A 26,130-nucleotide genomic window follows, 5' to 3' on the forward strand; every position below is an offset into this window, starting at 1 on the left:
CACAGCCGCCCAGGGTCTGCTCGGCAGCCCTCACGGTACCCCGGTACCGTATTATACGACCTCGACTTCCGCTAGTCGCGACTGCCAGGGGAGATGCCGTCCATTGCGCGCGGCGTGGTCCGCGGTCAGCGAGATGGATCACACTCTTGGTCATTTGACCTCGAGTGGGGTTGATGTTCGAAGATGTCGGCATGACAACCCGAGATCTCGAGCAGACCGAAGACATCGCCGCCATCCACGCCGTCGTGGCCGCGGTCGCCAAGGCGCAGCGCGCCGAGGATGCCGACGGTTTCCTCGCCCTGTTCCACCCCGACGCCATCTGGACCACCGGCGGCGGCAAATTCCTCAACGGACTGAACGAGATCTCCGAATTCACCCGTGCCGCACTGCCCGGCGCGACCAAGGACGGCTACGCCACCTACGAGCCTTTCTTCATCCGGTTCATCCGACCGGACGTGGCTGCCGTGAAGGTCCGCCAGCAGTACTTCAACCACGCCGACGAACTCCAGTCACAGGGCTCGCCGCTCTACGGCATGACCAAAGAGGACGGACGCTGGCTGCTCACCTTCTGCCAGAACACTCCCGTCGTCGATCACTGACGGGTCGGCGGGCTATCCGAGGCCATGCGGGTGCATGGCCTCGGGTACGTCAGGAAACGAGCCCGTTGGATACGGAATGCAAAGTCGCCGCCGGTTCTGCTGAACATCACACCAGCTCGGATTTGTAGAAAATGCTTGCCGAGCGCGCTTTTTCGGCACCGGAGGCGAAACCGAAGCACAGCCGCGGCCGACCTGCCACCAGCTGGATGGCCATTCCCTCCGGTTCGCGATAGTCCAGCGACTTTCCCGCCTGGGTCAGCGCTTGCTGTACCTGCGCGCCGGTCCGCAGATCCACGCTGGTGAGGTAGGTATTGCCAGGTGCGGGGTTGCTGTCGCCGTAGGCGTTTCCGGTCAGCAGATATAAGTAGTCGCCGAAGGCGGTGTACCCCTGAAAGATGCCGAGTCCGTCCGGCTGGGGGATATCGAACAGCCGCGTCGTACCGCCCGCTTCGACGACTTTCCGATCGAATACGGCGTAGTGGAACTCGCTTCCCTGCTTATAGCGCATGATCAATCGATCGGTCGACGGGTCGATCGCACAGGTGGTATTCGTCGCGCCAGGAACAAGGGTGTATTTCCTCAGCTCCGCCGACGATGCCGGCACCGTCCGCCCGTCAGCGAACTCGAAGCGAGCGATTCTGCTGCCCCACGCACTCCCGCCCTCGGTCACCGCATCGGTCTCGGTCCACAGATACGCCGAAGTCCCCGCCGGCTCGACCCCGATCTGAACTCCGTGCCCGAAACCCATCAAATACATATGCCCCAGCACCGCACCCGCAGTCGACAACTTCGTCAGACACAAATCGCCCGCCGCCGCCGAACTCGCCCCGTTCCGCACCTGGGCGGTATAGATGTGACCGTTCGCATTGTCGAAAGCGAAGGACTGCAGGACGGTTTCGTCATACAACGCCTTACGCCACAGCAACGCGGTCGACGCCGCACTCAACGCGAACCGCCCCAGCGTTACTTCCTCCGCGGTCGCGCGACCACCGACGATCAATGTGGCCGCGGCCCCAAGCCCGAGGAAGCACCGCCGCGATATCGGCACACGCGAAGTCATCGATACCTCCACTCGGCAACAGATCGGCTCGGCACCCGCAGTCTGCCCGCCCGATCATCGCCGCCACAGTCCTGGCCTCGAATGGCAATCCCTGTTCATCCCGCCGTCACCGAGACATCACCTCCTCTCGCGATCAGTGGCCCGCGCATGGTGGCGGTCGAGTCCGAATCCGGCGCGGCGGACTCAGCTGGACCGTGTCCGGAACTGGCGGTAGATGAGTTCTACTGGGACACTCTGGTATCCAGGGCGGAGTTCGAGTAGGGGGATGACGAAGGTGATGATGGGGCGGGTCTCCGAGGTATTGATTCGCAAGCTCGTTGCTCGCGGACGGCCGGCGATCGATAGCAAGGCTCGGTTCATGGCATCCGGCAAAGCGCTTGCACCGTTGACTGCAGCCGGTGCACGGCGGAAGGCCGACGAGCTCGGTATGCAGCTGGGATTTGCCGAGGCGCCGGGCGTTCCGATCGGCACAGCTGTTGCCGGACGACAACGGCTTTACGGCTCGTATGACGACCTCCATCTGGATATTTGGGGTCGACGGCAAGGAAAGTCGGCGTGCCGAGCCATCCCGGCGATTCTGGATGCCGTCGGGCCGGTGGTCGCCGCCTCGACCAAGCGCGACATCGTCGACGCGACGCGTGACGTCCGTGCGGCCCAAGGGAGCCGAATCTGGGTGTTCGACCCGCAGAATGTGGCGGGCGAGGAGGCGAGCTGGTTCTGGGATCCGCTCGCGTGGGTCGGCGGCGACGCCGTTCGGGCTGCCCGTCTGGCAGCGCATTTCGCCGAGGCGGACAACCGCACCGACGCGGGCGATTACTTCGAGGTCGAGGCCGAAGAGTTGCTTTCTACGCTGTTTCTGGCCGCATCCGTTGCCGGACGTCCGATCCAGCAAGTGTGGGAATGGGTGACATATCTGCAGGACACCGAACCTGTCGAGCTGCTTCGCCGGCATGGGCACCATCTCGCTGCGGCGGGTCTGGCCGCCGTATACAACACGGACCTGCGCCACCAGGGCGGACTCTTCGGGACCGCCAAGAAGATGGCTCGTTGCCTACGGTTCCCGCACCTGCGCCCCTGGGTCAGCCGAGTAAGCGACGACCAGCAGGAGTTCGATGGGCACCAGTTCGTCAACGCGAACGAAACGCTGTATGCGTTGGCGGCTGCGGGGAGTGGTTCGTCGGCGCCATTGGTGAGCGCTTTGATCGAATCGGTGCTGGATGTCGCCGTGCGGAAGGCATGGTGGACCGTTCCCGTGCTGACGATCCTGGATGATGCCGCGAATGTGGCTCGGCGCAAAGACTTTCCGCAGTGGTACAGCCGATACGGTTCCCGCAACGTCATTGTGATGGCAATGCTGGAGTCGTGGGCACAGGGCGTCCGATGCTGGGGACGCGACGGTATGAACGAGTTGTGGTCGGCCGCGAACATCAAGGTGGTGGGCGCCGGTGTCGATGATGTGCCATTTCTGCGAGACCGGGTGGATGGAATCGGCGGCTACGGCATCGGGGTATCGGAGCTGCGGTCGTTACCGCGCGAGCGAGCTGTGCTGTTCGCATCCGGAGTACCGCCGGTGCTGATCAAGACCGAACCCTGGTGGACGGGGTATTACGCCGATGCCGTCAGGCGATCGATCGACGCGCATCTGCCGCGTAAGCCGACTCTGGCGGATCTGGTCAACAGTGCACCGCCCACCGGGACGTCACTGCCGGTCAGCCTGGAGAAGACCGGAGGGGCGGCCCCGCCGTAAACGCACGCTGAGTAGGCGCTAATCGCGTGTGGGCCGGTCGTAGTGATCGGTTGGGCTGTAAGGCGTTCAACGCGAGAAGCACGTACCCGAACAGGTACGCGCTTCTGAAGATGACGCAGCAGCCTCGGTACGCCCGGCACCCGGGTCGCCCAGCGCCTGGCCGCGACCGGTCCCTACCTGAGGCCCCGCGTATCCGGCCGGCGCCGCCAGCGGCAGCAGCCTGCGCAGCCCGGCGCGCACCGATGTCGACGCGCCGTGGCTGGGAGGTTTCGGAGAGCGCTCAGCTCTCGCCGTCGAGGTTCAGCACGACCAGCGGTATGGGCCGGTCGACCTTGGACTGGAAATCCGCCAGCAGTGGATTGCTCTCCAGTGCCCAGGCCGCGAACTCGTCGTAGTCCGCGCCTTCGAGGACCTTGCCGGTCGCCTGGTAGGTCTTGTCCCGGAGCTCGATGGTGACCTGCGGATTGGCCTTGATGTTGTACCACCAGGCGGGGTACTTGTCCTCGATGAACGAGCTCACGTACATGGTGTCGCCTCGGTACAGCGGGCCGAGTGGAGTCGTGTGCCGCTTGCCGCTCTTGGCTCCCGTGGTGGTGAGCAGGATGAGATCTCCGCCCGCGTAAGCACCGCCCACCTTGCCCGAGTTCTCCCGGAACTCCTTGATCACATCATCGTTCCAGTTGGCGATGCCGCCCTCCTGGTCCCACGCCTGGTTCCACGGCGCGTCGGGATCGTTGTAGTCGGTGATGTCGGTCTGTTCCGGCTGTCCGGCAGTCGATGCGGTTTCGCTCATGATTCGAGTATGTCGTAGCGGTAGGACAGTTACGGTCCTAAGTCGACCAGGGATCGTGATCAGATTTTCGCGCGCGCTCGCTCACAGCGCTGGCAGTCGTGCGGCGGAAGCGACTGGTCCGCACGATCAACGGTCAGCCCGTCGAATTCGCGGCTCGATGATCGACGGTGTCCCCGAGAGCGGCACCGCGTACGTCCCGTGAGAACTGATGAGAACGTATGGCGCTGCCCTCAATGCGGCACGGTCACCGGGTCGATGCAACTGTCGGGGAGGTCGACGAACGAGCAAGCGGCCGGCTGCCGCGAGGGGCGATAGTCGCCCGGTATCCCGCCGGACGCGGTGATGGCGCGGTAGGCGGCGACGGCGTCGGTGGGCTTGCGAGTGAGAGTGGGGTCGGTGACGACATCGACCGTGTACAGGCCGAAACGTAGTGTGTAACTGCCCCAGGCGAAGCTGTCGGTGAGTGTCCAGTAGGTGTAGCCGATCACGTTGATGCCGTCGGCGTGCGCGCGCTGCAACCAGTAGACGGTGTCGCGCAGGTGATCGGCGCGGCTATACCCGTCGTCTCGCGTGCCGTTGCGCGTCACGATCCCGCTTTGCACCACATACACCGGTTTGCCGGGAAATCTGCGTGCGCAGTAGTGCAGCGCGTAGTACATCGATTCCGGCTGTACCGCGTGCGTCAACGGGTTGTTCAGGTCTTGCGGAGCGATCATCGTGTGCTCTGCCAGCTGCGGCAGCGTGTCCAGCGAGAAGCTGAGGTAGGTACCGAGACCCACGAAATCCAAGCGGTCGATGACCCTATCCAGGATCAGGCTTTCCGTCGCATCCGCGATGGTCCCTGCCGCGACATTGGTCGACATCGTCACCTGTGCGGTGGGCTGCACGAGGTGGATGTGGTCGTAGATGGCGTTGTGTACTTCGGCGAGCCGCGACGTCATCGCCGCCATGCCGGTGGCCGGTAGCGTGTCGCGCGTCTCGAACTTGATGTATGCGCCCGGATTGGCCACCGTTATCCACAGCGGGTCTCGGAAGGCGTAGCGGTCCACCACCTTGCGGGCATTGCGCAGCCACGCCTCGACAATGCCCGGATCACCCCAACCGCCACGCTCGGCGATCCACCCGGGATACACCCAGTGGTCGAGGGTGAGCATCGGACGGATTCCGTTGGCGGCCATGGCATCCAGTACACGGTCGTAGAACTCGAAACCGGCCTCGTCCCATTCATCGGGGCCGGGCTGTAGCCGCGCCCACTCGATGCTGATGCCGTACACCCCGACCCCGAGGCCGGCGGCCAGCGCGATATCCGCTGCATACCGAGTGTAGAAGTCCACGCAGTCGGGGAATCGGGCGAGCGCGGTGTGTTCGGTGAACAGCCGCCGCTGGTGGCTGTCGGGTGTGTGACCTTCACTCTGAAATCCGGAACCGGCTACGCCCCAGTGGAAGTCGGGGCCCAGCGGCGGCAGATCGACAGGCGACGCGGGCCGTCCGGCAGCAACCGCGGGTTGGCCGATGACGGTGCCGGCGAGACCGGCCACCGCCAATCCGAACGCGGCACGCCGGGTGAATCTGCTCATGGTGTCTGCACTTTCGAAGAAGTGATCACGGGCATAGCGTCGGCAGCTTCCGTCCCGGCAAGTAGGTACTGAGGTCGGTGGTGATGGTGTCGGCGGTAAGGGTGCAGATGCGGTGTGCGGCATGCTCGGGGTCGAGATCCCAGAGTCGAAGTGCGCCTTGACCGCCGGTGCCGATGAGGTAGTTGGCTTTCGGGTGAAAGGCGACATGCCATCGGCCGGAGCCCGGTGGCGCGAGGGACGGGCCGTAGGGGGTGGGGTGTTCGGGATCGGTGAAAGTCCACAGCCGGACGGTGGAGTCGGTGCCTGCCGTTGCCAGGCGGCGGCCGTCGGGACTGATGTCCACCGAGGAGACCGCGCTTCTGCTGGCCGCGAGTGGCTCTCCCAGTGGCCGAATGTTTCCCGGGTCGGTGATGTCGAAGACGCGGGCTGTGCCCGCGTCCCAACCGGCGACGACGGTGCGGTGGTCGGGGCTGACCGCGAGACCGCCGCCGTCGCCGAGCCAGTCGGCGACGATGGTGCCGATCGGCCCGGTGGAGTGCGCCAGCGACTGCGGTGTGTCCCATATGTTGAGTTTGTCGGCGAGGGTGGCGCCGATCTTGCCGTCGCGGCTGGCGGCGAACTTGAATCCGGTGCGCAACAACCGAACCGATGACGGCACGACGATCGCTGCGCTGCGCTGCACCGGCCGGTCGGGGTTGGTGTAGTCCCAGACGATCAATGTCGCGACCGGCCCTCGGGAGAGGGTGACCAGTACCTGCTGGTCGAGGGCGAACGCCACGCCGGCTGCTTCCGGGAAACGGTGCGTCGCACGGGGTTTGCCCGGGTCGGTGATGTCGAGGAGCGTGATCACCCCGTTGATCGATAGTGCCGCGAACCGGCCGTCGAAACTCACGACGGGGTAGCTGGTGCCGGACATGCCCGCGATTCCGGTGACGTTGTCGACGGTGCCGCGTAACTGTGGCGCTGCGGGGTCGTGGATGTCCCAGATGCGGGCGGCGGCGCCGTGGGCAGTGGTAATCATCCGGGTACCGTCGGCGCTGACCGCCGGGGGCTGGATCTGTCCGGCTTGCCCAGCCGGCGTCGTGCTGGGCAGCGACCATTGCTGCACCGTGCCGCCGACGGTGGCGATCGTGAAGTAGCGTCCGTCGGGGCTGAAGGCAGCGCCCGCCGGGATGGTGGAGCATCGCCGGTCGCTGGATCCGAGACAGGTCGCGGCAGCGGCCAGCGGCGGTCCGAGGGGGGAGGGGTGCGCGAGATCGGCCAAGTTCCACAGTTGGGTGCCGAAGGATGTGACGGTCGCGAGGGTCCGGCCGTCGGGGCTGAGGACGATGCTGACCAGGTCGTAAGCGGAGGGGACGGAGAAGCCTGCGGCAGCGGGAATCGGCCGGTGCGGGTCTTCGATGTTCATGAACCGAATTTCGGCGTCGCTGCCTGGTGGCTGCGACGGCCACCGGCCTGCGGCGACCAGCAGCGGTGTGCTGGTTGCGAAATCCAGCAGCATTCGTCCGTCGACGACCTGCGCGACCTGCGTTCCGGTCCGGGTGCTCGGCGGTGCGTCGAGATCCCACAGCCGAGCAGTGAGCGTCTTGCCGAACAAGCCCTGCGCCGTTCGGCTCGCCGTCCCCAGCGCCTTGTCGTCACTGCTGAATCCCACCGCGTAGACGGATTCACCGACGGTCAGAGCTGGCGAGCGAGGTTTGGCTGTCTGTGGGTCGGTGAGATCCCACAGCGTGACGCGGTCGTCGTTGGCGATGGCGACAGTGCGGCCGTCGTGCGAGAACGCCAGGCTCGTGATCGGAGACCCGGTGTCGACAATGTGTAGTAAGCGAGGACGTTCCGGGGTGGACAGATCATAGATTCGTGCGGAGTGGTCCGCGCTGCCCACAATCAGGGTCGACCCATGCCCGTCCAGACTGGTGAGGGTGCCGGCGTGGTCGGTGATCGTTGCCAGCAGGGCGGTGGTGGCTGGGTCGCGCACCCGGATGACGTGATCGTCGCCCGTGGTGACCAGCAGACCATTGTCGAGGTAGACAAGCCCGGCGATGTCTCCGTCGTGGTCGGCGAAAGTGTGTGCCACCGGCAGGTTCTGGCTCGCGATAAGGCGTGCGGCGGCGTCGGGACTACCGGGGCGGAGTCGCTGTGCGAGCAGGCTCAGCTCGGCGGATAGCGTCGGCTCGCTGTTCTGCAGGCGGTCGGCCTCGCTCAGCACGGTGGTGAAGAAGACCTCGTCGCGCTCTCTGCTGGTGACGCCGGCGCGGACGACGCTGGTCAGCGCGGCGACCAGCAGCACGACCAGCGCCGCCGCGAGCCCGGCCTGCGTGGCGATGCGCCTGCGGCGCTGCCGGATGCCCGCGAGGAGGAATTCGCCGGTCTGCCCGGTCGATCTCGATTGATGTTCGCGGGCCTGCGCCAGGCGCGTGCCGCGATACAGCAGGGCCCGGTTGCGTTGCGCGGCCGACCATTCCGCGGCGTCGGCGGCGACCCGCTGACGGACGAGGTGGCCTTCACGATCAGCGTCGATCCATTTCCGCAACTCCGGCCATGCGTCGATCACCACTTCGTGGGTGAGGATCGCGGTATGGGTGTCGAGGGTGATCAGCCGGGCCTGGGCAAGGGTTTCCAGCGCCGTCGCCGCGGCCTCGGGGTCGCTGGTATGTGCGAGCAGATCAGCGCGGGCAACCCGGCGTCGGGTGTCGCGGGTGTCGCGGCCGACGGTGACCAGCTGCAGCAGTATGTCTTTGGACGCTGTCCGCTGAGCGTTATCCAGTTTCTGCCACGCGGTGTCGGCGGTGTGGGCAACGGACCCGGCGACACCGCCCGCGGCCCGGTAACCGGCGACGGACAGCTTGCGTCCCTTGCGACGATGCCAGGCTGCCTCCATGACATGGGACAGCAGCGGCAGCGCACCATCGGTGCGGTCACCCAGCCCGCTGAATTCGGTCAGGATCAGTTCGACCAGGCCCGGCTCCAGCTTCAGTTCCGCCCTGGCTGCCGGTTCGGTGATCGCCTCGGCCAGTTCATCGCTGCTCATCGCGGACAGCAGGAACGGGCGTCGCGTGATGGCGTCGGCCAGCACCGGATACTCCAGGCAGGGGGCGAAGAAGTCGGCCCGCACCGCAATCACCACCGTGACACCTTGCTCCGCGCAGCGCGGCAACCGGTCGATGAACGTCCTGCGGGCATCGTCGTCGATTGCTGCGGTGAACAGCTCCTCGAACTGGTCGACGACCATCAGGCGCCGACTGCCACGGTCTGACGGGATCTCGATCGCGGCGGGGTCCGGGGCCGGTGTGCTGGTGGTCGTTGTCCATTCGGGCCCCAGAGCCGGGATCAGCCCCGCGGCGAGCAGCGACGACTTGCCCGCGCCGGAGGCACCGAACACAACGACGATCCCGCCACCGGCCAGGTCGGTCGATCGGACCAGCTCCACCAGTTCGGCGGTCGCGCGTTCGCGGCCGAAGAACCGCTCGGCGTCGCCCGGAAAGTACGGTGCCAGGCCCTGATACGGGCAATAGGGGTCCGCTGAAGGTTTCCACGCAGTGGCCTCGGACCACAGGCGTTGCCAATGTCGCAAGGTGAGAAGTTCCGCGGGAGCCGGCCCGTCCGCCTGCTTCGCCAGGTCGATCAGCGTCAGCAGCGCCGGACGAAGCACTTCCCACCGGGCCGGGATAGCGCCGGCGCGCCAATCGCTGAGCCGCTGGGTCGTGACCGTCCCGGTGTGGCCTCTGGCCGCCTCCTCACGCTGGTTGGCCGTGCGTGCCACCCGATCGAGGATGGGATTCCCTGCGCGTTCCCACAGTTTGTTGAATTGTCGGGTGAAAACCTTGCGGGGTGAACTTCCCGCTTCCTGATTCATGGCCTATCACTCATCGGCCACACATCGACTTCGCCGGCGCCATAAGCGATCTCCGGACATCAACGTCTCAACTCCCCCGTTCAGACATCTTCCCCTGCGGCACAACCACCTCGACGATACCTCCGGCGGGGCGCGGGCGATCGGCTCGTTGCATGGAATGTTCTGCGCGTCAGCGCATCCCCGCACTGCGCCTGCCAGGCTCGATTGCCGGACCGGGAAACGCGAAAACCACCCCCTACCAGCAACTTCGCTTATCTGTTCACGGGCGGGCGTTCGATCCGTAGCTGCCGCTGCGCCAGGCTTTTTCCAGGACCTCACCGACCCGGCGAAGCAGCTCGGCGAGGTTCCGTAGGAACGTCTGGAGGTGGGGAGGCTCCGGAGGGGAGAGCCTCCCCACCTCCAGACTTCAAGGTGCGGACGCAATCTCCCAGTTGTGAATCTTGCCGCTGAATCTATTGCCGCGCCGTGAAATTGGGCCTGGGGTCCGGCCGCCGCATCGACCATTGTCGAGTGGGCGGTGGCGGGGTGGCGGCGGGCTGGTGCGGATAGGCTGACGGCGTCCGACCGAGATGAGTCGGATGCGGATCGCACGAGGTGGACAGATCGTTTGACCGAGCAGTCAATTGAAGAAGAACCGTCTGCAGCGGGCGCGGAAGGGGGCGGGGCGGATCGGGTGCTTCGCAGGCAGCGGATCCGGTGGCTGTGCGGGGTACTCGCACTGTTCGCGGCAGCGATCGCGACGGGGATAATTGCCTGGCCGGCAGATGGTTTGGCAGTGCGCTTCTACCGGTTCGGCATCCTCCCGCTCGAGGCAACGCCGGTGATCTGGACGGCCGCAGTAGTGCTCTACATTTTCTTCCCCCCGGTGCTCCCTCGGTACGGCAAGTGGGTATGGGGCACGGTCGCCGCCGTGCTCACGCTGGTGACGGTGCCGGTGTGGGTCTTGACGGCGTTCGCGGCATCCGTCGACCGGGGCGAGGTCGAGGCCGTAGCGGTGAGTCCTGACGGTCGCCACGAAGCCGTCGCGGTGTCGTACTCCGGCTTCGACTCGGGCTGCCGCGTGTGGCTTCGGGAGCGCGGCGGGCCGTTCAGCAAGCAAGCTCTCGTGTGGGAAGAGACCGAAGGGTATTGCCCCGCGCGGGTGTCCTTCGCGGGTGCCACCGCGATCAGTGTCACGGAATCGGACGGCCGGAAGACCCTCGCGACAACCTTCGATCCCCACCGAATGTCCGTGGAAGTCGTGTTGCGCTCGTAGCCGGTGATCACCGGATGAGTTCGAATCCAGCTACTATCAACAAGTTTCAGTCAGATCCAGATAATTTTCGCGCAAGCCGAGAGGGGATCCCCGGTCGGGTGCTACATGCTTGAATGTCGCCCGCGACGACACGGCCGGGCGGCGTACCGCTGTCGTTCAATCCGACATGTCCGGATTGGACATCCATTCCTGGCGCGCGGTCGTACTCTGGATCTGTTGGGAGAGGTGGGTGATGGCTAGACGACACCGACCATTCGGGCCCGCCGCGGGCGGGCCGCGTCCGAAGCCGAGGCGAGCATGCCCGGTCGAACATCATCCTCCGCACCGAGTTCTGCGCCGACGATGATCACATCCCATGGCGTCCAACGTTTCAGGTTGTGACAGTCCGGTTCCGCTGGGTGGGGCTATTTCGGTGATCCCACGATGCGCTAATCGAAAACGCCGAAATGCGTTCTCCAGGTTGATAACTCACGAGCAGTCGCTCTACAATAGGGGCCATGTGAATCCGGTCCGGCCGCAACCATTTCCCGAGTACGTGATCCGGTATATGAGCTGGATCGGAACATCGATTTCGCAGTGCTACACGCGAATTCGATGATCAGGTGAACGAAACCTTACGAGAAGGTATGTGGCTCAGTGAACTTTGACAGGTGATCGTTCCGGCTCTCTTGTACCGGTTCCTGGCGGTGTCCGCATAGCTGTGCGGTAACGCCGGTTCTGGAACGTCGTAGCTCGGCAGCGATGGCCCAGGTATGCCCGACGGTGGATGAACGACCGCTGGGATCGGATGAAGTAGGAGGCGGTAATGGTCACGCAATTGCTCCGGGATAGTGCATCGCTAGCTGGGCTTATTCGGCACGGCGACCGAGAGTTCCACCAACAACTGCAGCGGATTCTGTGCAACCCGGACTTCGCGGTCACGGAGCGGCAGAGCCAGGAACAACGGCGCCGGAACGCATATGATCAACTCCGGGACCTGGTCAAGGGGATCGGCAGCACCCGTGCTGTCGCGACCGATCTCCCCGAGCTGTTCGCGGTGTTCGATTGGTCCGCGGTGCTGGCGACGGACCTGATCCCGTTGATCTCCGGCCACTACAACCTGGCCTCCGGCAGTCTGGCCACCTTGACCGATGCCGACTCCGCCGCACCGTATCTGCAGGACCTGGATGACGCGTCCAGCATCGGTGTGATGCTGCTTACCGAATACGGGTGCGGCTCCAACATCGGCTTCATGCAGACCACCGCGACGTGGGACGGCGACGGGTTCGTGCTGGACACGCCGAACCCGCGGGCGCGGAAGTTCATGCCGAGCGTCGGCATCCCGGTCGCTCGGGTCTGTGTCATCGGTGCGCGGTTCATCGACGCGGCAGGCGTCGACCAGGGCGTGCATCTGTTCACCGCGCGACTACGCGACGCCAACGGCGAGCCGTGCGCGGGCGTGCGGATCACCCAGCTCGATCACCAGCCGCTGGTCATCATGGACAACTCGGTCATCAGTTTCGATGGGCTGCGAGTCGAGAGGAGTGCCTGGCTGAGCAATGACCTGGCTACCATCGATGAGCGAGGCGTGCTGACGTGGCGCGATGAGACCAGCCGGCGTCGGGGGTTCTCTTCGGCGATCAGCCAACTGACTGTCGGGCGTTTGGCGCTCTCGTCCTGTTTGAACGCCACGGCCCGTGCGGCGCTGTACATCGCGCTGAAGTACGCCGCCAAGCGGGTAGTCCCGTTGACCCCGGTCGACAGCCCGTTGATGTTCGATATTCCGCACGTACGCGACACCTTGCTCACCGATTTGGCCGGTACGGTTGCCCGAACCGTGTACGGCAACGCGATCAAAACCGCCCTCGCCGGTAGCGATCTCACTGATCGCGACACGGTGGTGTCGGTCATGCTGGCCAAGCACTTCATCCAGCTCCACGCCCTGGAAACGGTCACGCACTGTCGCATCAAGATGGGTGCGCAAGGCATGTTCAGCGCCAACCGCGTCGCCGACTACCTCGGCGTCTGTCACGCCGCCATCACCGGCGAGGGCGACTGTCACGTCCTCGGCTCGGTCGCCGGTCGAGTGCTGGCCAGGCAACTCGCCGGTACGTTGCCCCCGGAAGTCCGGTTGCACGACCCGGCCGACCCCGACGACCGCCTGCGCTTGCTCGAAGCGCGCACCCTGACGATCGCACAGGAGGCACAGCGGCATCTGGCGACACCGGCGCTCGCGGACCGTTTGGCGGTCATCCCCGAGGCACTCGACCTCGCGGAGGCGTACTGCACCGAAGTGGCGTTGCGGTTGCTCGACGAACAGACCGATCACCCCGAAATAGCGGCCGTGCGTGATGTTTTCGCGTTGCACCACCTGCTGGAGCAGGCCACCTGGTATCTCACGCACGGCCTGCTCGACATCCCCGCGATCGAAGCCACGAAACGACAACTCCGGCACGCCATCGACGAGCTGGCCGGCAACCTGCCCGCAGTGCTGGACGCCTTCGAGCTCGACGACGAGATCCTCGGTGCACCGGTGTTGTCCGATGATCTGCCCGGGGCGTGGGACTCGCGCTGCGAAAGCACGCAACGACACTGATCCGGCTGTCCGCCAGGACACTTGACGCGGCGGCGGCGCCCGGTGCGGGCGCCGCGGCCGCATCCACCTGGCGAGGTATGTCCGAATCGGCTCCGGCGGGGCAATCTCGTTGACAGGTAACAAGATAGCGATGATGTTACTCGCGCGTCGCGGGTACGATGCTGGCGAAACCGACACCAAGGAGACGTCAGTGCATCCGCAGCACAGGCTTCATGGCTCCACCACCACCGCCCCGACCCCGTCGATCGAGTTCGCAGGTCCGCGAATCTCGATTTACAGCGAAGAATTCGCGGCCGATCCGCACAAGTTCTATCGCCGGATGCGTAAGGACTACGGACCCTTGGTCCCAGTCGAGATGTGGCCAGGAGTGCCTGCAACCCTGGTCATCAAATATCGCACCGCCGTCCGAATTCTCAACGACTCCGACCATTTTCCCGCCGATCCGAGGATCTGGCAGAAGACGGTGCCCACCGATATACCGATCATGCCCATGATCGAATATCGGCCCAACGCGATCCGTACCAGCGGCGCGGAGCACGCTCGTTACCGCGCTGCTTTGAACGACGCCTTGGCAGGCATGGACCTCAACTTCCTGCGATCCATTGTCGAGCGATCCGCCGTCCCGATCATCAATACGTTCTGCCGAGACGGCAACGCCGATGTATTGAGCCAGTACGTACTTCCGCTGATCTTTTCGGTCTTCTGTGAGGTTCTCGGCTGCCCCCCGGAAATCGGCGAGCGAGTCGCGAAGGCCAGTGCGGCGATGTTCGACGGTGTGGACACCGAAACGGTGAACGCGATCATGGGTTCCGCGTTGCTGGACCTCACCGCGTTGAAGCGCGCGCAACCCGCCGATGACGTCACCACGCGGCTGGTCCAGCATTCCGCCGGACTGTCCGACGAGGAGATGGTGCATCAATTGGTCCTGCTGTTCGCGGCCGGTGTCGAACCGCCACTGAACCTCGTGGCCAACACTCTGCTGCTGATGCTGACCGACTCCCGGTTCACCACCATCGACAACGGCCAGCCGCTCTCGACCAAGACCGCGCTCGACGAGCGGCTGGCCACCGACCCGCCCATGGCGAACTACTGCATCACCTATCCACGCCAGCCGATCATCATCGAAGGCGTGTGGCTGCCCGCGAATCAGCCGGTCATTGTGAGCATGGCCGCCTGCAACACCGATCCGGAGATGAATACCGGAGAATTTCTGGACAACGGCTGGAATCTGGCGTTCAGCACGGGCCCGCATGCCTGCCCCGCGCACGCTCGGCCGTACGGACTGCTGCTCGCCAGGGAGGTCATCGATCAGCTCCTGGACGTACTCCCGGAATTGGCACTGGCGGTCCCCAAAGAGGAGCTGGTGTGGCGCCCCGGCCCCTTCCACCGAGCGTTGACCACGTTGCCGGTGGTGTTTCCGCCCACTGCGCCGTTGCCGGTGTGAAAGTGGTCGCCGACACGCTCCGAATCAGGTGAAAGCCGTTGGGCAGCGACGGCTTTCGCGGTAGATCGATTCGCTGAGCCGCCCGGCCCCGGCTCAGCGAACCTCGTCCCGCTGGTGGTGCCTCAGCCGAGATTCAGTGGCGGCGATGGCGGAAACCGCACCGGAAGAGCGGCCAGCGCCCGGTGGAAACCGCCGGTGCGCCACTGCAACTGGGCTTCCGGTACGGCTAACCGGACCTCCGGTAGCGCGTCGAGCAACTGGTCGAGCGCTTCCTGGGCGATGACCATCGCCACCGACTGGGCCGGGCACGAATGCGCGCCCGCGCCCCAGGACAGATGCGAACGGTTACCGGTGCGGTCACCGTCCGCCGCGGCCGGATCGGCGTTGCAGGCGGCCAGGCTGATGAGGACCGGTTGATCCACCGGCAGCCAGGTGTTCCCCACGATCTGCGGTTGGCGCGGATAGCTGAAGCACGAATTCGCTACCGGCGGGTCGGTGAAGAGCACCTCATCGATCGCGTCCCGGATGGACAAGGCACCGCCGAGCAGTTCGCCGCCGAAACGATCATCACTCGCCAGCAGCAGGATTGTGTTCGCGATGAGATTCCAGGTCGGTTCGGTGCCCGTCACATACAGCGTGGCCACCTGGTCCACCAGCTCCTTCTCGTCCGCACCCGCGCCGTGCTGGAGCAGCCACGATATGACGTCGGTGCCCGGCTCGACCTGCTTCGCGGCCACCGTCTCCGCGATCACCGCGGTCAACATCTCATCGCCCGATCGCGCTGCGGCCGCATCGGTGGCGTTGCGCAATGCGATCAGCGCCGAGAACGCCATCCGCCCGCGCTCGGGCCCGAACCCCAGCACATCGTGGAGCACCTCGACGGTCAGCGGAATCGCGTACTGATTGAGCAGGTCGGCCGAGCCTGCCTCACAGAAGCTGTCGATCCGCCTCGACGCGATGCGTTCGACCGTGGCACGCAGCGCGTACAGATCGACCTGGTTCAGACAGGTCGTGGTAGCACTGCGGATTCGGGCGTACTCCGGATCGGTGGTCCGCGGCGCGCCGGGCCGCCACCCCATGGTGGGCAACACCGGACAACCCGCCGCGCGACCGGACTGCCATGACCGCGGGTCGGCCGGAAAATGCAGGGGGTCGCTCAACACCTGCAAGGCTTCCCGGTAGCCGATGATCAACGTCGCGGGTACCCCGGGCGCCAGTTCCAACGGAACCAGCGGGCCGTGATTGTCGCGCATGTGTTGATAGGCGCTGTGTGGATCCGCCGCGAACTCCGGCGTGTGCAGCGTCACGTGCGCGACTCGTCGGACGGCGGCACCGCCGACAGATCACCCGGCGGGCAAGCGTGCTCGGTCGTCGGTCGTGTCGGGGCAGACGACAAGGCCATGACAATTACTCCTCGGAAGGTATCGGCTGACGTAGATCTGCACAGCAAAAGCTATTCATGCCTGGACGTCGTTTGTGAACGAGACCGGATCGACCGCCCGGTGCTGGACCGGCATGAGCAGCGGCAGGGTCAGCGCACAGATAGCAGACGAAACCGCAGGGAGTTCAGGGGTCGATCTGTTCCGCGTGGTCGGCGAGACCGTGACACGTTGCGCCTCCCTGCTCGTTCGCCCATGGCCGCCCGGTGTGCAAAGCAAACCGACCGGTACATCCAAATATGTTCGACTACAGCATGTTTCGATGGAGCGGGTACGAGCATACTGATTTCGAGCAGCGTCCGCAGCCCGAATCGTCGGTCATGGTAGTTCATCGCAGGCAGGGTTGCCGGACGCTTGCGCCCACGTGCACGAGCCTGTTTGTCGCGAGCGCGACACCAGGTCACTAGAGCCCGGCCTCGACGGGGTCGAGGCCGGTGGTGAAAGGTCCTCCCTTGCGCCTCTCGCCGTAGATCGCCGGTAGCCAGCTGCGCAGGCGTGAAGCCGCCGCCTGTTTTCAGCAGTACGCGCGAGGGCTGGCCGTAGCGGCTGCGTGGCGGGCGTTGTAACAGGATTGGGCCAGCCGCGGAGGCGGCGGGGGGCTGTCAGTGTGGTAGCTGGTGGTAGAGCCGCACGATTTCTTCGGCGGTGGCGCGGGCGGCGGCGCATCCGCCTGCTGCCTCGATCGAGATGATCTCGGAGCTCCCGCTGTCGCTGAGCGGGTTGTGTGGGTCGGGGCGGGACGCGGTCGGCTGGGGCGTGGTCGAGATGTTGATCGAGCAGGTGCTGTAGGAAAGCTGATCGTTCGGCTGGGAAATCTCGAGGGCCGGCAGCTCACCGATCCTGATTTCCTTCTCGTTGTTGCCCGCGTGTGCCGTGAATCGGGCACTGGTGAATTTGTATCGGACGTCCTGCGTTGTCGAGGCGTCGCCGTTGTCCAGTTGGAAGGAGCATGCCCATGGATTGGTGCGGTTCTGCTGGTTCGGTCCCCTTGGGGGCGAGGGTGTGTCGCCGCTCAACAGGGCGGGGCGGCGTCCTTGCCCGATCTTGCCGAGCACGGCGCACGGGTCGAGGGCGGCGAGGCGGGAATTCACGTGTGCGCGTGGGGAAGTGGCGCGGAGTGCGCGTTCGGGCCGGTGCGCGGCGACCGATTCCGCGACGTCGCGCACCACCCCGCACCGGTCGAGCCCGTCGTGCGCGAACACCATGATGCTCAGGCGGTCGTCGATGCGTACACTCGCGGCGCATTTGTCGCCGGGTGGATTCGGTGAGTACGTGATTTCGTCCACTGCGGTGCCCGTTACCCCGCCCATGACGAGGTTGACCGAGCCGAGGAGATCACCCTCGGGAGACTTGAAGGACGCCACACAAGTGTTGAAATCGAACAGGGCGCCGACGTAGGCCGGTGTCCCGATGCGACGGACCGTCGCATCGTCCATGTAGCCGCACGGATCCAGCGGGCGGAGGGTATCGCGGTAGGCGATGGTCTCCTGGTCTTGCGCCGACAGCGATTTCGGGAACGCCACCTGCTCGACGGGCGAGGCCGGCGCCGGGTCCGTCTGTGCAGACGTACACGCCGACGCAGCGACCGTGGTGGAGATCAGCAGTGCGGTAGCGGTGATCAACTTACTCACGGGGCGGATGCTACAACGATCAGCCGCGTGCATCCGTTTCGATCGTCATGAATTGATCATCGCTCGATAATGGCGGAGGCGCGGCGTAGGGGGCCAAGCAACAGGCCCTGAATCGTAATGAGCGGTCGCTCGATTCGACCGGTGAACGAGGCGCCTCGCTTGGCCGCATGCACCGCGACGGGCTGGGTGCATGCGGCGGCCAGTTCGGCATCCCTGCGTGCGTGACCGTTCGTACGGCATGATCGACCTTGTGAATGTGCAGCACAATGTTCCCGCCGGTCGGGTGATCCCGGTTCAGGTCGACACGGTCGATCCCGTCGAGATCGGGCCCGGTGTTCACTATCGTGAGTTGCCCGGAACCGGCCATATTCGCCCCTGGGTGATCGACATCGCGCCCGGCGCCGAATGGCCCGAACTCGACGTGCACACCACCTACGGTGAAGTCTATTTCGTCGTATCCGGAGAGGTGATCGAGGGCGATCGCCGCTATGGGCCGGGTAGCTATCTGTTCTTCGAACCCGACACCGCGCACCGTCCTCGTTCCGAAACCGGTGCGCGGGCTTTCGGATTCAATTACGACCCGCCCGCACGGTAGCTGCCCGGTTGTGTGCCCGATCCGATGCAAGCGCTTTCGGCTGGTCTGATTAGCCAGGTTGTCGGCCCGCAGAGTTAGTGATCATGGGGGAGTGCGTCGGACCGGAACACGAGCCGGATAAAGGTCTCGGTGTGGCGGCGAATGTCGTCGCGGGCGTCCGCGCGGCTCTGATCTGTCGCCTCGGCGTGCAGGTGCAGCAGTCGAGTCAGGCCGATGAATCCGGTGAACGACATCGCCAGGTCTTCCGGAGCGGCGAGATCCGCCGGGATCAGACCGGCGGTAATCCATCGGTCGAACAGCACGGTCACCTGGGTTCGCATGGCCGAGATCGCATTCTGCAGGGCGGGACTGTGCAGTAGGCCGTCGCGTGCCCATCACGCTGATCAGTAACCGGGCGTCCGTGCGCTCCCATTCGTCGAGCACCGCGTGCACGAGTTCACGCGGCTCAAAGGGCACCCAGCTTACTTATTCGAAGACTTTGGGGGAGGAGAAGAGTAAGAACAAACCATATTGGCGGATCGATGTTGAGAACCCAGCACCGGGCAAGAGGGCGGGCACGCTCCATCTGCAAACCACCGACGGACGAGGTAACAATAAGGACCAGAAATACCAGTACAACTTCAACACGAAACAACTTGAAGATGAGTACGGAGCTCCACCTCCCCGGAAGTACCTCGACGATATTTCAAAGGATCCGAAATTCGACGAAGCGATCCAAAAAGGTGGATATGTTATTTACTGGGTCATGAATAAAAATGCAGGTGAAACTGCTGATTGGAAATATGTAGATCATGAATAAAATGAGGTTGCCCGCGACGTCTAGTTCGCTGCTTGCCTTGGGTTTACCTATCCCTGCTCCGGGAAAGTAGGAAAGCTGTGAAGGTTTTGTGTATCGGCCCGCTCGTGCCGGATGGGGTGGGGTATTCGCCGGGATTCTCGTATCCGGCGGTGGTCGGCACAGAGTACATTGTCCGGGCGATGGCATTGATGAACTCAAAGCTGACTGTTATGGTCGTTAGTAGCGATGGGTGGCCGACCTGGTTTCCGATTGAACTGTTCAGTGTTGTGGACAGTGAAATCCCACCCGGATGGGAATTCGCTGTCCGGGAGGGTGCACTCGGAGCGCTATGGGGATACGCTACACTTATTAGTGACCCGAATCACATCGCCGATCTCCGGCTCCGAAGGAAACCGGCGATCGAAGACTTCCTTCGCGAATCTGGGGTGGGCAAGTACGACGCGGAAGCTGGGATATTTATCGATTAAATTCCTGAGCAGTGTGGTCCGGTTTAGGAGGGCAAGTATCCCTTCTCCGTGGCAAGTGAGAGTCGAACGCCCTTGCGGTGCAAGGGTGTTCGGCGCTTCTACTTTCCTGTACAACGCTTAAATCCTAAAAAGAAAGCGTCGACACCTTTTCGTAATCGCGGCTCAGATCATCGATCCGACATCGTGGGCGACGATTTTGTCCAGGGCGCGTTCGGCGACGGCGGCGATGGTCATTGAGGGGTTGCAGGCGGCGGTGTTGCCTGGCATCAGTGCGCCGTCGAGGACGTAGAGGCCGGGGTGGCCGTGGACTCGGCCTTCCAGGTCGCAGACCGCGCCCATGCTTGCTCCGCCGAGTGGGTGCCAGGTGGTGGGGAACAGGGCGTTGGTGTCGGTGAGGATGCCGTCGGGTCCGGCGATTTTGTGCACGGACGGGCCGATGTGGTTGCGCTGGATGTGGTTGTCGCCGTCGGCGGGCCAGTGCAGGGTCGCGTCGTCGCGGCCGGCGTCGTAGGTGAATGCGCCGCGGCTCTGGCTGACGCCGTAGCCGACCAGCATGGTGCTGTGGGGGTCGAGGGAGAGTGGGGGGATGGAGGCTTGGATGACGGTGTGGGCGGTGTTCGGGTCGGTCCAGTTGAGGCTGCCGAAGACTACCGGGCCGCCTTGTGGCGCACCGAATTCCGCGGACGGGTCGGTCCAGGCGTAGATGCGGTCGGCGTTGGAGCCCCAATGCTTGCCGAGGGCGTCGGGTAGGTCGGGGATGAGGTTCTTGCCGCGTGCCCGCATCAGTAGTCGGGTGGTGTTCAGGCTGCCGGCGGCCATGATCAGCGCACCGGTTGTCAGTATCTTGTGCTCGACCACGGTGCCGGTGGTGTCGAGTCGTTGCACGTGGACCTTCCAGCGACCGTCGGCTGCCCGCTCGACATCGGTCACCTCGTGCAGGGTTTCGACCCGCGCCAGGCCGGTGGCCTCGGCGGCGGCGATGTAGGTGACGTCGACCGAGTGTTTGCCGCCGTTGTTGACGCCCATGGCTCCATCGCCGTTGATGTAGGACGGTTTCATTTCTCCGCGCAGCTCGGCCAGAGCGAATTCCCAGTCGATGGGCATCGGAATCTTCGACAGCGGCATCCCCGCGTTGCGGACTCGGTCGGCGAATACGCGTGCGGCCCGGTAGTTTTCGGAGTCGATCAGCTCATCGGGTGCTTCGGCCAGGCCGAGCATTCTTGCGACCCTCGGGTAGTGCACCCGGTTCATCAGCGCCCAATCCAGCTCCTGCGGGAAGTGGGTATTGAACACCTCCTCGGCGGGTTGCAACGACATCCCTTGATAGACAAGGGAACCGCCGCCGACACCGGCCGCGCACAGTGCGGTCATGTTCTCGCCGGACACCGCCTCCACCAGTCCGGTGTAAGGATCGAACACCATCGGCCGCCCGAAAACATTGGGGCTGGAGCGGTACCACAGAAACCTCTTGTCCGGCGCCAGTGCCCGAGGGAAGGTGTCGGAGTTCGGCCCGGTCGGCCAGCGCAGCCCACGCTCGAGTACGGTCACCGGTACGCCCGCCTGCGTCAGCCGCAGCGCGCTGACGCCGCCACCGAAGCCGGAGCCGACGATCACTACCCGGTGCTCCTCGTGTGTCAACGGAACGCGGTTCACCCGGGCGGCGGCGTGCGGCGCCCGGACCATGGCGGCGGCGCCGGTCGCGGCGAGACCGGTCAACAGTGACCGGCGCGAAATCGCTGTCATAACAAAGCTTTCGGTCGTAATCGTCGGCCGAAACCGAGCACTGAACCTCGACCCGGAGCGGATGAGGGCATGGCGAGGCACGAGCCGTTGATGGCGCTCGGGGGTCGGTCGGCGCCGATTCGTCAGCGGCGCATGGGAATCAGTCGATGGTGCAGCCGGCGACCGGTTTGCCGGCGAGGCGATCGAGCAGGTAGGTGATCGCATTGTCCGGGCCGAAGCCGTCGATCAGTTCGGGTCCGAAATGGTTGGGGATGGTCGCGCCGGAGAAGATCGGGGGCAGGTCGTTGGTGCGGAAGGTGACGGTGGCGCCCTTGGCGCACCAGTCTTCGGCGAGCCTGCGGGCCTGGTTGTAGGGGACGGTGTCGTCGTTGAGTCCGCTGGTGATCAGCACCGGGGTGGTGGGTGCGATGCCGCCGGCGCGGAGTTCGGCCAGCGCGGGAGCGGCCTCGGGGATGTCGTGCAGATGCTCGATGAGTGGGCGGCCGTCGATGGTCAGCGAGCTGGTTTTCAGGAACGGCTGCTTGACGATCACGTCGCCGATGCACTCGGTACTGAGGGTGTTCAGCATGTCGCGCCCCGCGGGGCTGGTGACCCGGCCGACCGCCGCGTTCAGCTCGGGGTAGCGGGCGAGCAGGCCGTTGATCGCGAATCCGATTGCTCCGCCGATCAATGCGCCGTCGATACGCTCGAGGACAGCCGTCAGATCGGCGACGGGTCCGCCGGCCCACGTTCCTTTGAGGTTCAGCTCGGGTGCGTAGGTGGGGAGCAGTTCCGCGGCGCCCGCGGTGGCGCCGCCGCCTTGAGAGTAACCCCAGAAGACGAGCGGAGTGTCGGGTCCGACGCCGCCGAGGTTGTTGGCGGCGCGGGCGCCGTCGAGGATCGCGTGCCCGCCTTCGATGCGATTGGCGAAGGTGTGCATGCCGGGTGTGCCGAGTCCGATGTAGTCGGTGACCAGGACGCGGGCGCCGAGTGCACTCCATACGGCAGACGAGGGCAGTTCTTGATTGGCCGACAGGGAGACCGACGGGTCGGCGGAGAGGGTCACGCCGCTGGCGAAGGCCACCGACATGGCGCAGTGGTCGGCTTGCCCCGCGGTACCGGGACCGATGACGACGGTGGGGCGCGACCCCGCGCCGCGCCACGGGCCCGACGCCTCGATGTAGGTTCCGGTGATCGCGGTCGGCGTGCCGTCCTGCAATCGGCTCGCATACATGACGTGCTGCGCGTTGACCGGCCAGCCTGCCGCGGTGGGCGGAGTCGCGAGGATGGTCATGGGCTCGGCCTTGATGACCGCGCCCGGGGTGGCCGGAATCTGTTCGGGCGGTGTGTAGAACGCGCTCACCGGGGCGGCCGCCGCCTGCTGTGTCTCTATGCCGACTCCGCCGATGGCGACGGCGCAGGCCGCTGCCACCGCACCCGCTGCCACCCGTGCCGTTCCAGGGAATGCCTTTGCCCGCGTGCGCAATCCGTGCTGGTCGTACATCTAATGACTCTCCGCTTCGTGCCCGGCACCGTCGCCGCTGCTTCCTGAATCGCGATAGCTATGACCGATAACTCACGTCACAGCAGCGCGCTGTCGGGAACAGTAACACGGTTACTGGCCGGTGCGGAACCGCGGGGAATTGCTGAAGTTCACGCGGGCTCGGCGGCGCCACCGTCGTCGGTGACGGACGCGCCGCTGCGGGGTTGCGGCCGACCGGGGCTCGGCCGGAAGGGCGCTGCCAGAGCGGGATTCACGCTCCAGCCGGGCGCGTCGTGTCCCGGCGCCGGCCCGGTCGCCGCGGCGGCTTCCGCGCTGTTATCACTGGTCAGGCGGCGAACAGTGCGTTCGAGAATGGGCAAGATCTCGGTGATTTCGAGACTGCCGTCGGCGTATCGCCCGATCAGCGCGTAGGCCATATTGGCCAGGATCAAGGCGACGTCCTCGAGATAGGAGGGATCGGCGCGCTCGAACAACGGTGAGGCGACCGGCAGGATCGCGTTGATGCCTTGATTGTCGAGCCGGTGTCCGTGCTCGGTGGCCCTGGCCCGGTGGTAGGCCTCGAGCATCCGTGGGTTGCGTTCCCACGGTTCGAAGACGTACCCCAGCACGCGCATCAATCCGTCGTACAAACTTTCGTGCGCATGCGGCTGCTCCATGCCCGTGTAACTGTTGGTCGCCATCCAATGCTCGACGGCGGCGATCAGCAACGCGTCGCGATCAGGGAAGTACTTGTAGACCGTGGCAAGGGAGACGTGCGCGCGGCGGGCGACCGCCCTGAGCTGAACGGCGTCGTACCCATCGGATTCCAGCAACTCGAGCACTACGTCGATGATGGCCTGCGCCGTGGAAATCGCCTTTGCTGCCACTCGCTTACGGTAGCGCCGGATCGGAGCCGCCTACCACTCCGGTCCGGCGGGTCGCGGGTACCGGTCAGGCCCGGCGCTCACGGCCGGCGTAGTGGTTCTCGGCGTACCATTCGCCGCGGCCGGCGGGCAGTAGGTCGAGGACGTTCCACACCGGGGACAGCAGATCGATGCCGCGTTGGGCGTCGTCGTGAAAGTTGGCGGGCAGCGTGTAAAAGTGCCGTACCCGATCGCCTTCGGCGGTGAAGACGCTGATCATGGGACGCTGATCGCCGTTGGGCCGTTCGGCGTTCAGATCGGCGTTGAAGGTCGTGTCGTAGCTGGAGAGAATGCGCAGTCCGTCCCAACCGCGCCGCAATGCCCACCCGCGCAGCTTCGGCAGCGGCGCCTTGGCGATGACGGCGAAGCTGGTGCGCTGGCCCAAATGATGGGCGACGCCCTGGAAACCGTCTACCCACAGCGAGCACATCGGGCACGCTGCGTCGTCGTCCGGATGGAACATGAGGTGGTAGACGACAAGAGTGTCGTGCTCCCCGAACAACTCTCGCAGTCTCGTGGTCCGGATCGGTTCCGGCCTGCCGAGGTCGGCCGGGCCTTCGGCGAACGAGTAGTCGTCGACGACGAGCCCTGGCGGGACCTGCCTGCGCGCGGCGGCCACGTCCTCGATCTGATCGCGCAGCGTGCGTTCGGCCTTCGCCAGTTCGATCCGGGCCGCGATGTACTCCTCGCTCGCGCCCTCGGGCCACATCGGTTCCATCGCCGCGGCATCCACTTCGCCCATGACGGGTTGATCTCCTTTGGTTTCGGATAGTGAACGTGCCCCGGGTCAAGGTAGAGCACAGGCGTCGACACCTCAAGCACTTGCGTAGGACACGCGCGAGAACCGCGAACTCGGCCTTGCCTCCGCCATGTTCACAGTTACTATAGGTTTATATACCTACCTGCACGGTGGTGAGGAGCGCGGCATGTTCGAGAGGTTCACCGACCGCGCGAGGCGTGTCGTTGTCCTGGCCCAGGAAGAGGCCCGGATGCTCAACCACAACTACATCGGTACCGAGCACATCCTGCTGGGGCTGATTCATGAGGGTGAGGGTGTCGCGGCCAAGTCGTTGGAGTCGCTCGGTATTTCGTTGGAGGGCGTGCGGAGCCAGGTGGAGGAGATCATCGGGCAGGGTCAGCAGGCTCCGTCGGGTCATATTCCGTTCACGCCGCGGGCGAAGAAGGTTTTGGAGCTGAGTCTGCGCGAGGCGTTGCAGCTGGGCCATAACTACATCGGTACCGAGCATATTTTGCTGGGTCTCATCCGTGAGGGTGAGGGTGTGGCGGCGCAGGTGCTGGTCAAGCTGGGTGCGGATTTGAACCGGGTGCGTCAGCAGGTGATCCAGTTGCTGTCGGGGTATCAGGGTAAGGAGCCGGTGGAGTCGGGTTCGCGGGGTGAGGCGGGGACGCCGTCGACGTCGCTGGTGCTCGATCAGTTCGGCCGGAATCTGACTCAGGCGGCGTTGGAGGGCAAGCTGGATCCGGTGATCGGGCGCTCGAAGGAGATCGAGCGGGTGATGCAGGTGTTGAGTCGGCGCACCAAGAACAACCCGGTCCTGATCGGTGAGCCGGGTGTGGGTAAGACCGCGGTGGTGGAGGGCTTGGCTCAGGCCATCGTCAATGGTGAGGTGCCCGAGACGCTCAAGGACAAGCAGCTCTACACCCTGGATCTGGGTTCGCTGGTGGCGGGTAGCCGGTATCGGGGTGATTTCGAGGAGCGGTTGAAGAAGGTCCTCAAGGAGATCAACACCCGCGGTGACATCATTTTGTTCATCGACGAGCTGCACACCCTGGTGGGTGCGGGTGCGGCCGAGGGCGCGATCGATGCGGCCTCGATTCTGAAGCCGAAGCTGGCGCGTGGTGAGTTGCAGACCATCGGCGCGACGACTCTGGATGAGTACCGCAAATACATCGAGAAGGACGCGGCGTTGGAGCGGCGGTTCCAGCCGGTCCAGGTCGGGGAACCGACCGTGGAGCACACCATCAATATTTTGAAGGGTCTGCGGGATCGGTATGAGGCTCATCATCGGGTCTCGATCACCGATGGCGCGTTGGTGGCCGCGGCGACGTTGGCGGATCGGTATATCAATGATCGGTTCTTGCCGGACAAGGCGATCGATTTGATCGATGAGGCGGGTGCGCGGATGCGGATCCGTCGGATGACC

19 protein-coding genes are annotated in these 26,130 nt (G+C 64.9%); 8 read left to right on the plus strand and 11 right to left on the minus strand.

The window, feature by feature from the left end:
* The first annotated feature begins 191 nt into the window (after positions 1–191).
* Positions 192–599 (plus strand): SgcJ/EcaC family oxidoreductase, encoded by a 408-nt coding sequence (locus ACIHA7_RS23505; RefSeq protein ID WP_397293058.1) that lies wholly within the window; start codon positions 192–194, stop codon positions 597–599.
* Between the two features lie 106 nt (positions 600–705).
* Here the strand turns inward: ACIHA7_RS23505 and ACIHA7_RS23510 are convergent, their stop codons facing one another.
* Positions 706–1,659 (minus strand): hypothetical protein, encoded by a 954-nt coding sequence (locus ACIHA7_RS23510; RefSeq protein ID WP_397293059.1) that lies wholly within the window; start codon positions 1,657–1,659, stop codon positions 706–708.
* Between the two features lie 265 nt (positions 1,660–1,924).
* Here ACIHA7_RS23510 and ACIHA7_RS23515 point away from each other — a divergent pair, with 265 nt between their 5' ends.
* Positions 1,925–3,406: a type IV secretory system conjugative DNA transfer family protein gene (locus ACIHA7_RS23515; RefSeq protein WP_397293060.1), complete on the plus strand. Its 1,482-nt coding sequence runs from the start codon at positions 1,925–1,927 to the stop codon at positions 3,404–3,406.
* Between the two features lie 280 nt (positions 3,407–3,686).
* On the opposite strand, the gene ACIHA7_RS23520 is transcribed toward ACIHA7_RS23515, so the two are convergent.
* The 3 genes from ACIHA7_RS23520 to ACIHA7_RS23530 all read right to left on the minus strand — a co-directional run bounded on the left by ACIHA7_RS23520 (position 3,687) and on the right by ACIHA7_RS23530 (position 9,632).
* Positions 3,687–4,199, minus strand: a complete 513-nt coding sequence (locus ACIHA7_RS23520) for a nitroreductase/quinone reductase family protein (protein WP_397293061.1) — start codon at positions 4,197–4,199, stop codon at positions 3,687–3,689.
* Between the two features lie 230 nt (positions 4,200–4,429).
* A complete protein-coding gene (locus tag ACIHA7_RS23525) occupies positions 4,430–5,776 on the minus strand; it encodes a family 1 glycosylhydrolase (RefSeq protein ID WP_397293062.1) in 1,347 nt (448 codons plus the stop codon).
* Between the two features lie 25 nt (positions 5,777–5,801).
* Positions 5,802–9,632, minus strand: coding sequence for a hypothetical protein (locus ACIHA7_RS23530; RefSeq protein ID WP_397293063.1), 3,831 nt, complete (start codon positions 9,630–9,632; stop codon positions 5,802–5,804).
* Positions 9,633–10,407: 775 nt separating this feature from the next.
* On the opposite strand from ACIHA7_RS23530, the gene ACIHA7_RS23535 reads away from it, so the two are divergent.
* The 3 genes from ACIHA7_RS23535 to ACIHA7_RS23545 all read left to right on the plus strand — a co-directional run bounded on the left by ACIHA7_RS23535 (position 10,408) and on the right by ACIHA7_RS23545 (position 14,906).
* Positions 10,408–10,887 carry a hypothetical protein gene (locus ACIHA7_RS23535; protein WP_397293064.1) on the plus strand — a complete coding sequence of 160 codons (480 nt, stop codon included), beginning with the start codon at positions 10,408–10,410 and terminating at the stop codon, positions 10,885–10,887.
* Between the two features lie 805 nt (positions 10,888–11,692).
* Positions 11,693–13,462 carry an acyl-CoA dehydrogenase gene (locus tag ACIHA7_RS23540; RefSeq protein ID WP_397293065.1) on the plus strand — a complete coding sequence of 590 codons (1,770 nt, stop codon included), beginning with the start codon at positions 11,693–11,695 and terminating at the stop codon, positions 13,460–13,462.
* A gap of 190 nt (positions 13,463–13,652) precedes the next feature.
* Entirely contained in the window at positions 13,653–14,906 is a 1,254-nt protein-coding gene (locus ACIHA7_RS23545; protein ID WP_397293066.1) for a cytochrome P450, read from the plus strand.
* A 122-nt stretch (positions 14,907–15,028) separates the two neighbouring features.
* On the opposite strand, the gene ACIHA7_RS23550 is transcribed toward ACIHA7_RS23545, so the two are convergent.
* Both ACIHA7_RS23550 and ACIHA7_RS23555 read right to left on the minus strand, forming a co-directional pair.
* Entirely contained in the window at positions 15,029–16,213 is a 1,185-nt protein-coding gene (locus ACIHA7_RS23550; RefSeq protein ID WP_397293067.1) for a cytochrome P450, read from the minus strand.
* Positions 16,214–16,947: 734 nt separating this feature from the next.
* Positions 16,948–17,976 carry a hypothetical protein gene (locus ACIHA7_RS23555; protein WP_397293068.1) on the minus strand — a complete coding sequence of 343 codons (1,029 nt, stop codon included), beginning with the start codon at positions 17,974–17,976 and terminating at the stop codon, positions 16,948–16,950.
* Positions 17,977–18,214: 238 nt separating this feature from the next.
* On the opposite strand from ACIHA7_RS23555, the gene ACIHA7_RS23560 reads away from it, so the two are divergent.
* Entirely contained in the window at positions 18,215–18,571 is a 357-nt protein-coding gene (locus tag ACIHA7_RS23560) for a hypothetical protein (protein ID WP_397293069.1), read from the plus strand.
* Between the two features lie 74 nt (positions 18,572–18,645).
* On the opposite strand, the gene ACIHA7_RS23565 is transcribed toward ACIHA7_RS23560, so the two are convergent.
* A complete protein-coding gene (locus ACIHA7_RS23565) occupies positions 18,646–18,891 on the minus strand; it encodes a hypothetical protein (RefSeq protein ID WP_397293070.1) in 246 nt (81 codons plus the stop codon).
* 47 nt (positions 18,892–18,938) lie between these two features.
* Between ACIHA7_RS23565 and ACIHA7_RS23570 the strand changes: the two genes are divergently transcribed.
* Positions 18,939–19,370, plus strand: coding sequence for a hypothetical protein (locus tag ACIHA7_RS23570; RefSeq protein WP_397293072.1), 432 nt, complete (start codon positions 18,939–18,941; stop codon positions 19,368–19,370).
* A gap of 629 nt (positions 19,371–19,999) precedes the next feature.
* Here ACIHA7_RS23570 and ACIHA7_RS23575 read toward each other — a convergent pair.
* The 4 genes from ACIHA7_RS23575 to ACIHA7_RS23590 form a co-directional block, all read right to left on the minus strand.
* A complete protein-coding gene (locus ACIHA7_RS23575) occupies positions 20,000–21,580 on the minus strand; it encodes a GMC oxidoreductase (RefSeq protein WP_397293073.1) in 1,581 nt (526 codons plus the stop codon).
* A 139-nt stretch (positions 21,581–21,719) separates the two neighbouring features.
* Positions 21,720–23,063 carry a lipase family protein gene (locus ACIHA7_RS23580; protein ID WP_397293074.1) on the minus strand — a complete coding sequence of 448 codons (1,344 nt, stop codon included), beginning with the start codon at positions 23,061–23,063 and terminating at the stop codon, positions 21,720–21,722.
* A gap of 149 nt (positions 23,064–23,212) precedes the next feature.
* Positions 23,213–23,929, minus strand: a complete 717-nt coding sequence (locus tag ACIHA7_RS23585; protein WP_397293075.1) for a TetR family transcriptional regulator — start codon at positions 23,927–23,929, stop codon at positions 23,213–23,215.
* A gap of 64 nt (positions 23,930–23,993) precedes the next feature.
* Positions 23,994–24,707 (minus strand): DUF899 family protein, encoded by a 714-nt coding sequence (locus ACIHA7_RS23590; RefSeq protein ID WP_397293076.1) that lies wholly within the window; start codon positions 24,705–24,707, stop codon positions 23,994–23,996.
* A 184-nt stretch (positions 24,708–24,891) separates the two neighbouring features.
* On the opposite strand from ACIHA7_RS23590, the gene ACIHA7_RS23595 reads away from it, so the two are divergent.
* A partial coding sequence (locus tag ACIHA7_RS23595) for a Clp protease N-terminal domain-containing protein (RefSeq protein WP_397293077.1) occupies positions 24,892–26,130 on the plus strand: 1,239 nt, incomplete at its 3' end.

The organism is Nocardia sp. NPDC052316, assembly GCF_044547795.1.
GTDB lineage: Bacteria > Actinomycetota > Actinomycetes > Mycobacteriales > Mycobacteriaceae > Nocardia.

Bases quoted from the DNA above. Each gene is read 5' to 3' on its own strand.
- ACIHA7_RS23510 (WP_397293059.1), bottom strand. From the start codon at position 1,659: ATGACTTCGCGTGTGCCGATATCGCGGCGGTGCTTCCTCGGGCTTGGG.
- ACIHA7_RS23565 (WP_397293070.1), bottom strand. From the start codon at position 18,891: ATGCGAACCCAGGTGACCGTGCTGTTCGACCGATGGATTACCGCCGGT.
- ACIHA7_RS23580 (WP_397293074.1), bottom strand. From the start codon at position 23,063: ATGTACGACCAGCACGGATTGCGCACGCGGGCAAAGGCATTCCCTGGA.
- ACIHA7_RS23540 (WP_397293065.1), top strand. From the start codon at position 11,693: ATGGTCACGCAATTGCTCCGGGATAGTGCATCGCTAGCTGGGCTTATT.
- ACIHA7_RS23560 (WP_397293069.1), top strand. From the start codon at position 18,215: ATGATCGACCTTGTGAATGTGCAGCACAATGTTCCCGCCGGTCGGGTG.
- ACIHA7_RS23525 (WP_397293062.1), bottom strand. From the start codon at position 5,776: ATGAGCAGATTCACCCGGCGTGCCGCGTTCGGATTGGCGGTGGCCGGT.
- ACIHA7_RS23515 (WP_397293060.1), top strand. From the start codon at position 1,925: ATGACGAAGGTGATGATGGGGCGGGTCTCCGAGGTATTGATTCGCAAG.
- ACIHA7_RS23520 (WP_397293061.1), bottom strand. From the start codon at position 4,199: ATGAGCGAAACCGCATCGACTGCCGGACAGCCGGAACAGACCGACATC.
- ACIHA7_RS23575 (WP_397293073.1), bottom strand. From the start codon at position 21,580: ATGACAGCGATTTCGCGCCGGTCACTGTTGACCGGTCTCGCCGCGACC.
- ACIHA7_RS23505 (WP_397293058.1), top strand. From the start codon at position 192: ATGACAACCCGAGATCTCGAGCAGACCGAAGACATCGCCGCCATCCAC.
- ACIHA7_RS23590 (WP_397293076.1), bottom strand. From the start codon at position 24,707: ATGGGCGAAGTGGATGCCGCGGCGATGGAACCGATGTGGCCCGAGGGC.
- ACIHA7_RS23530 (WP_397293063.1), bottom strand. From the start codon at position 9,632: ATGAATCAGGAAGCGGGAAGTTCACCCCGCAAGGTTTTCACCCGACAA.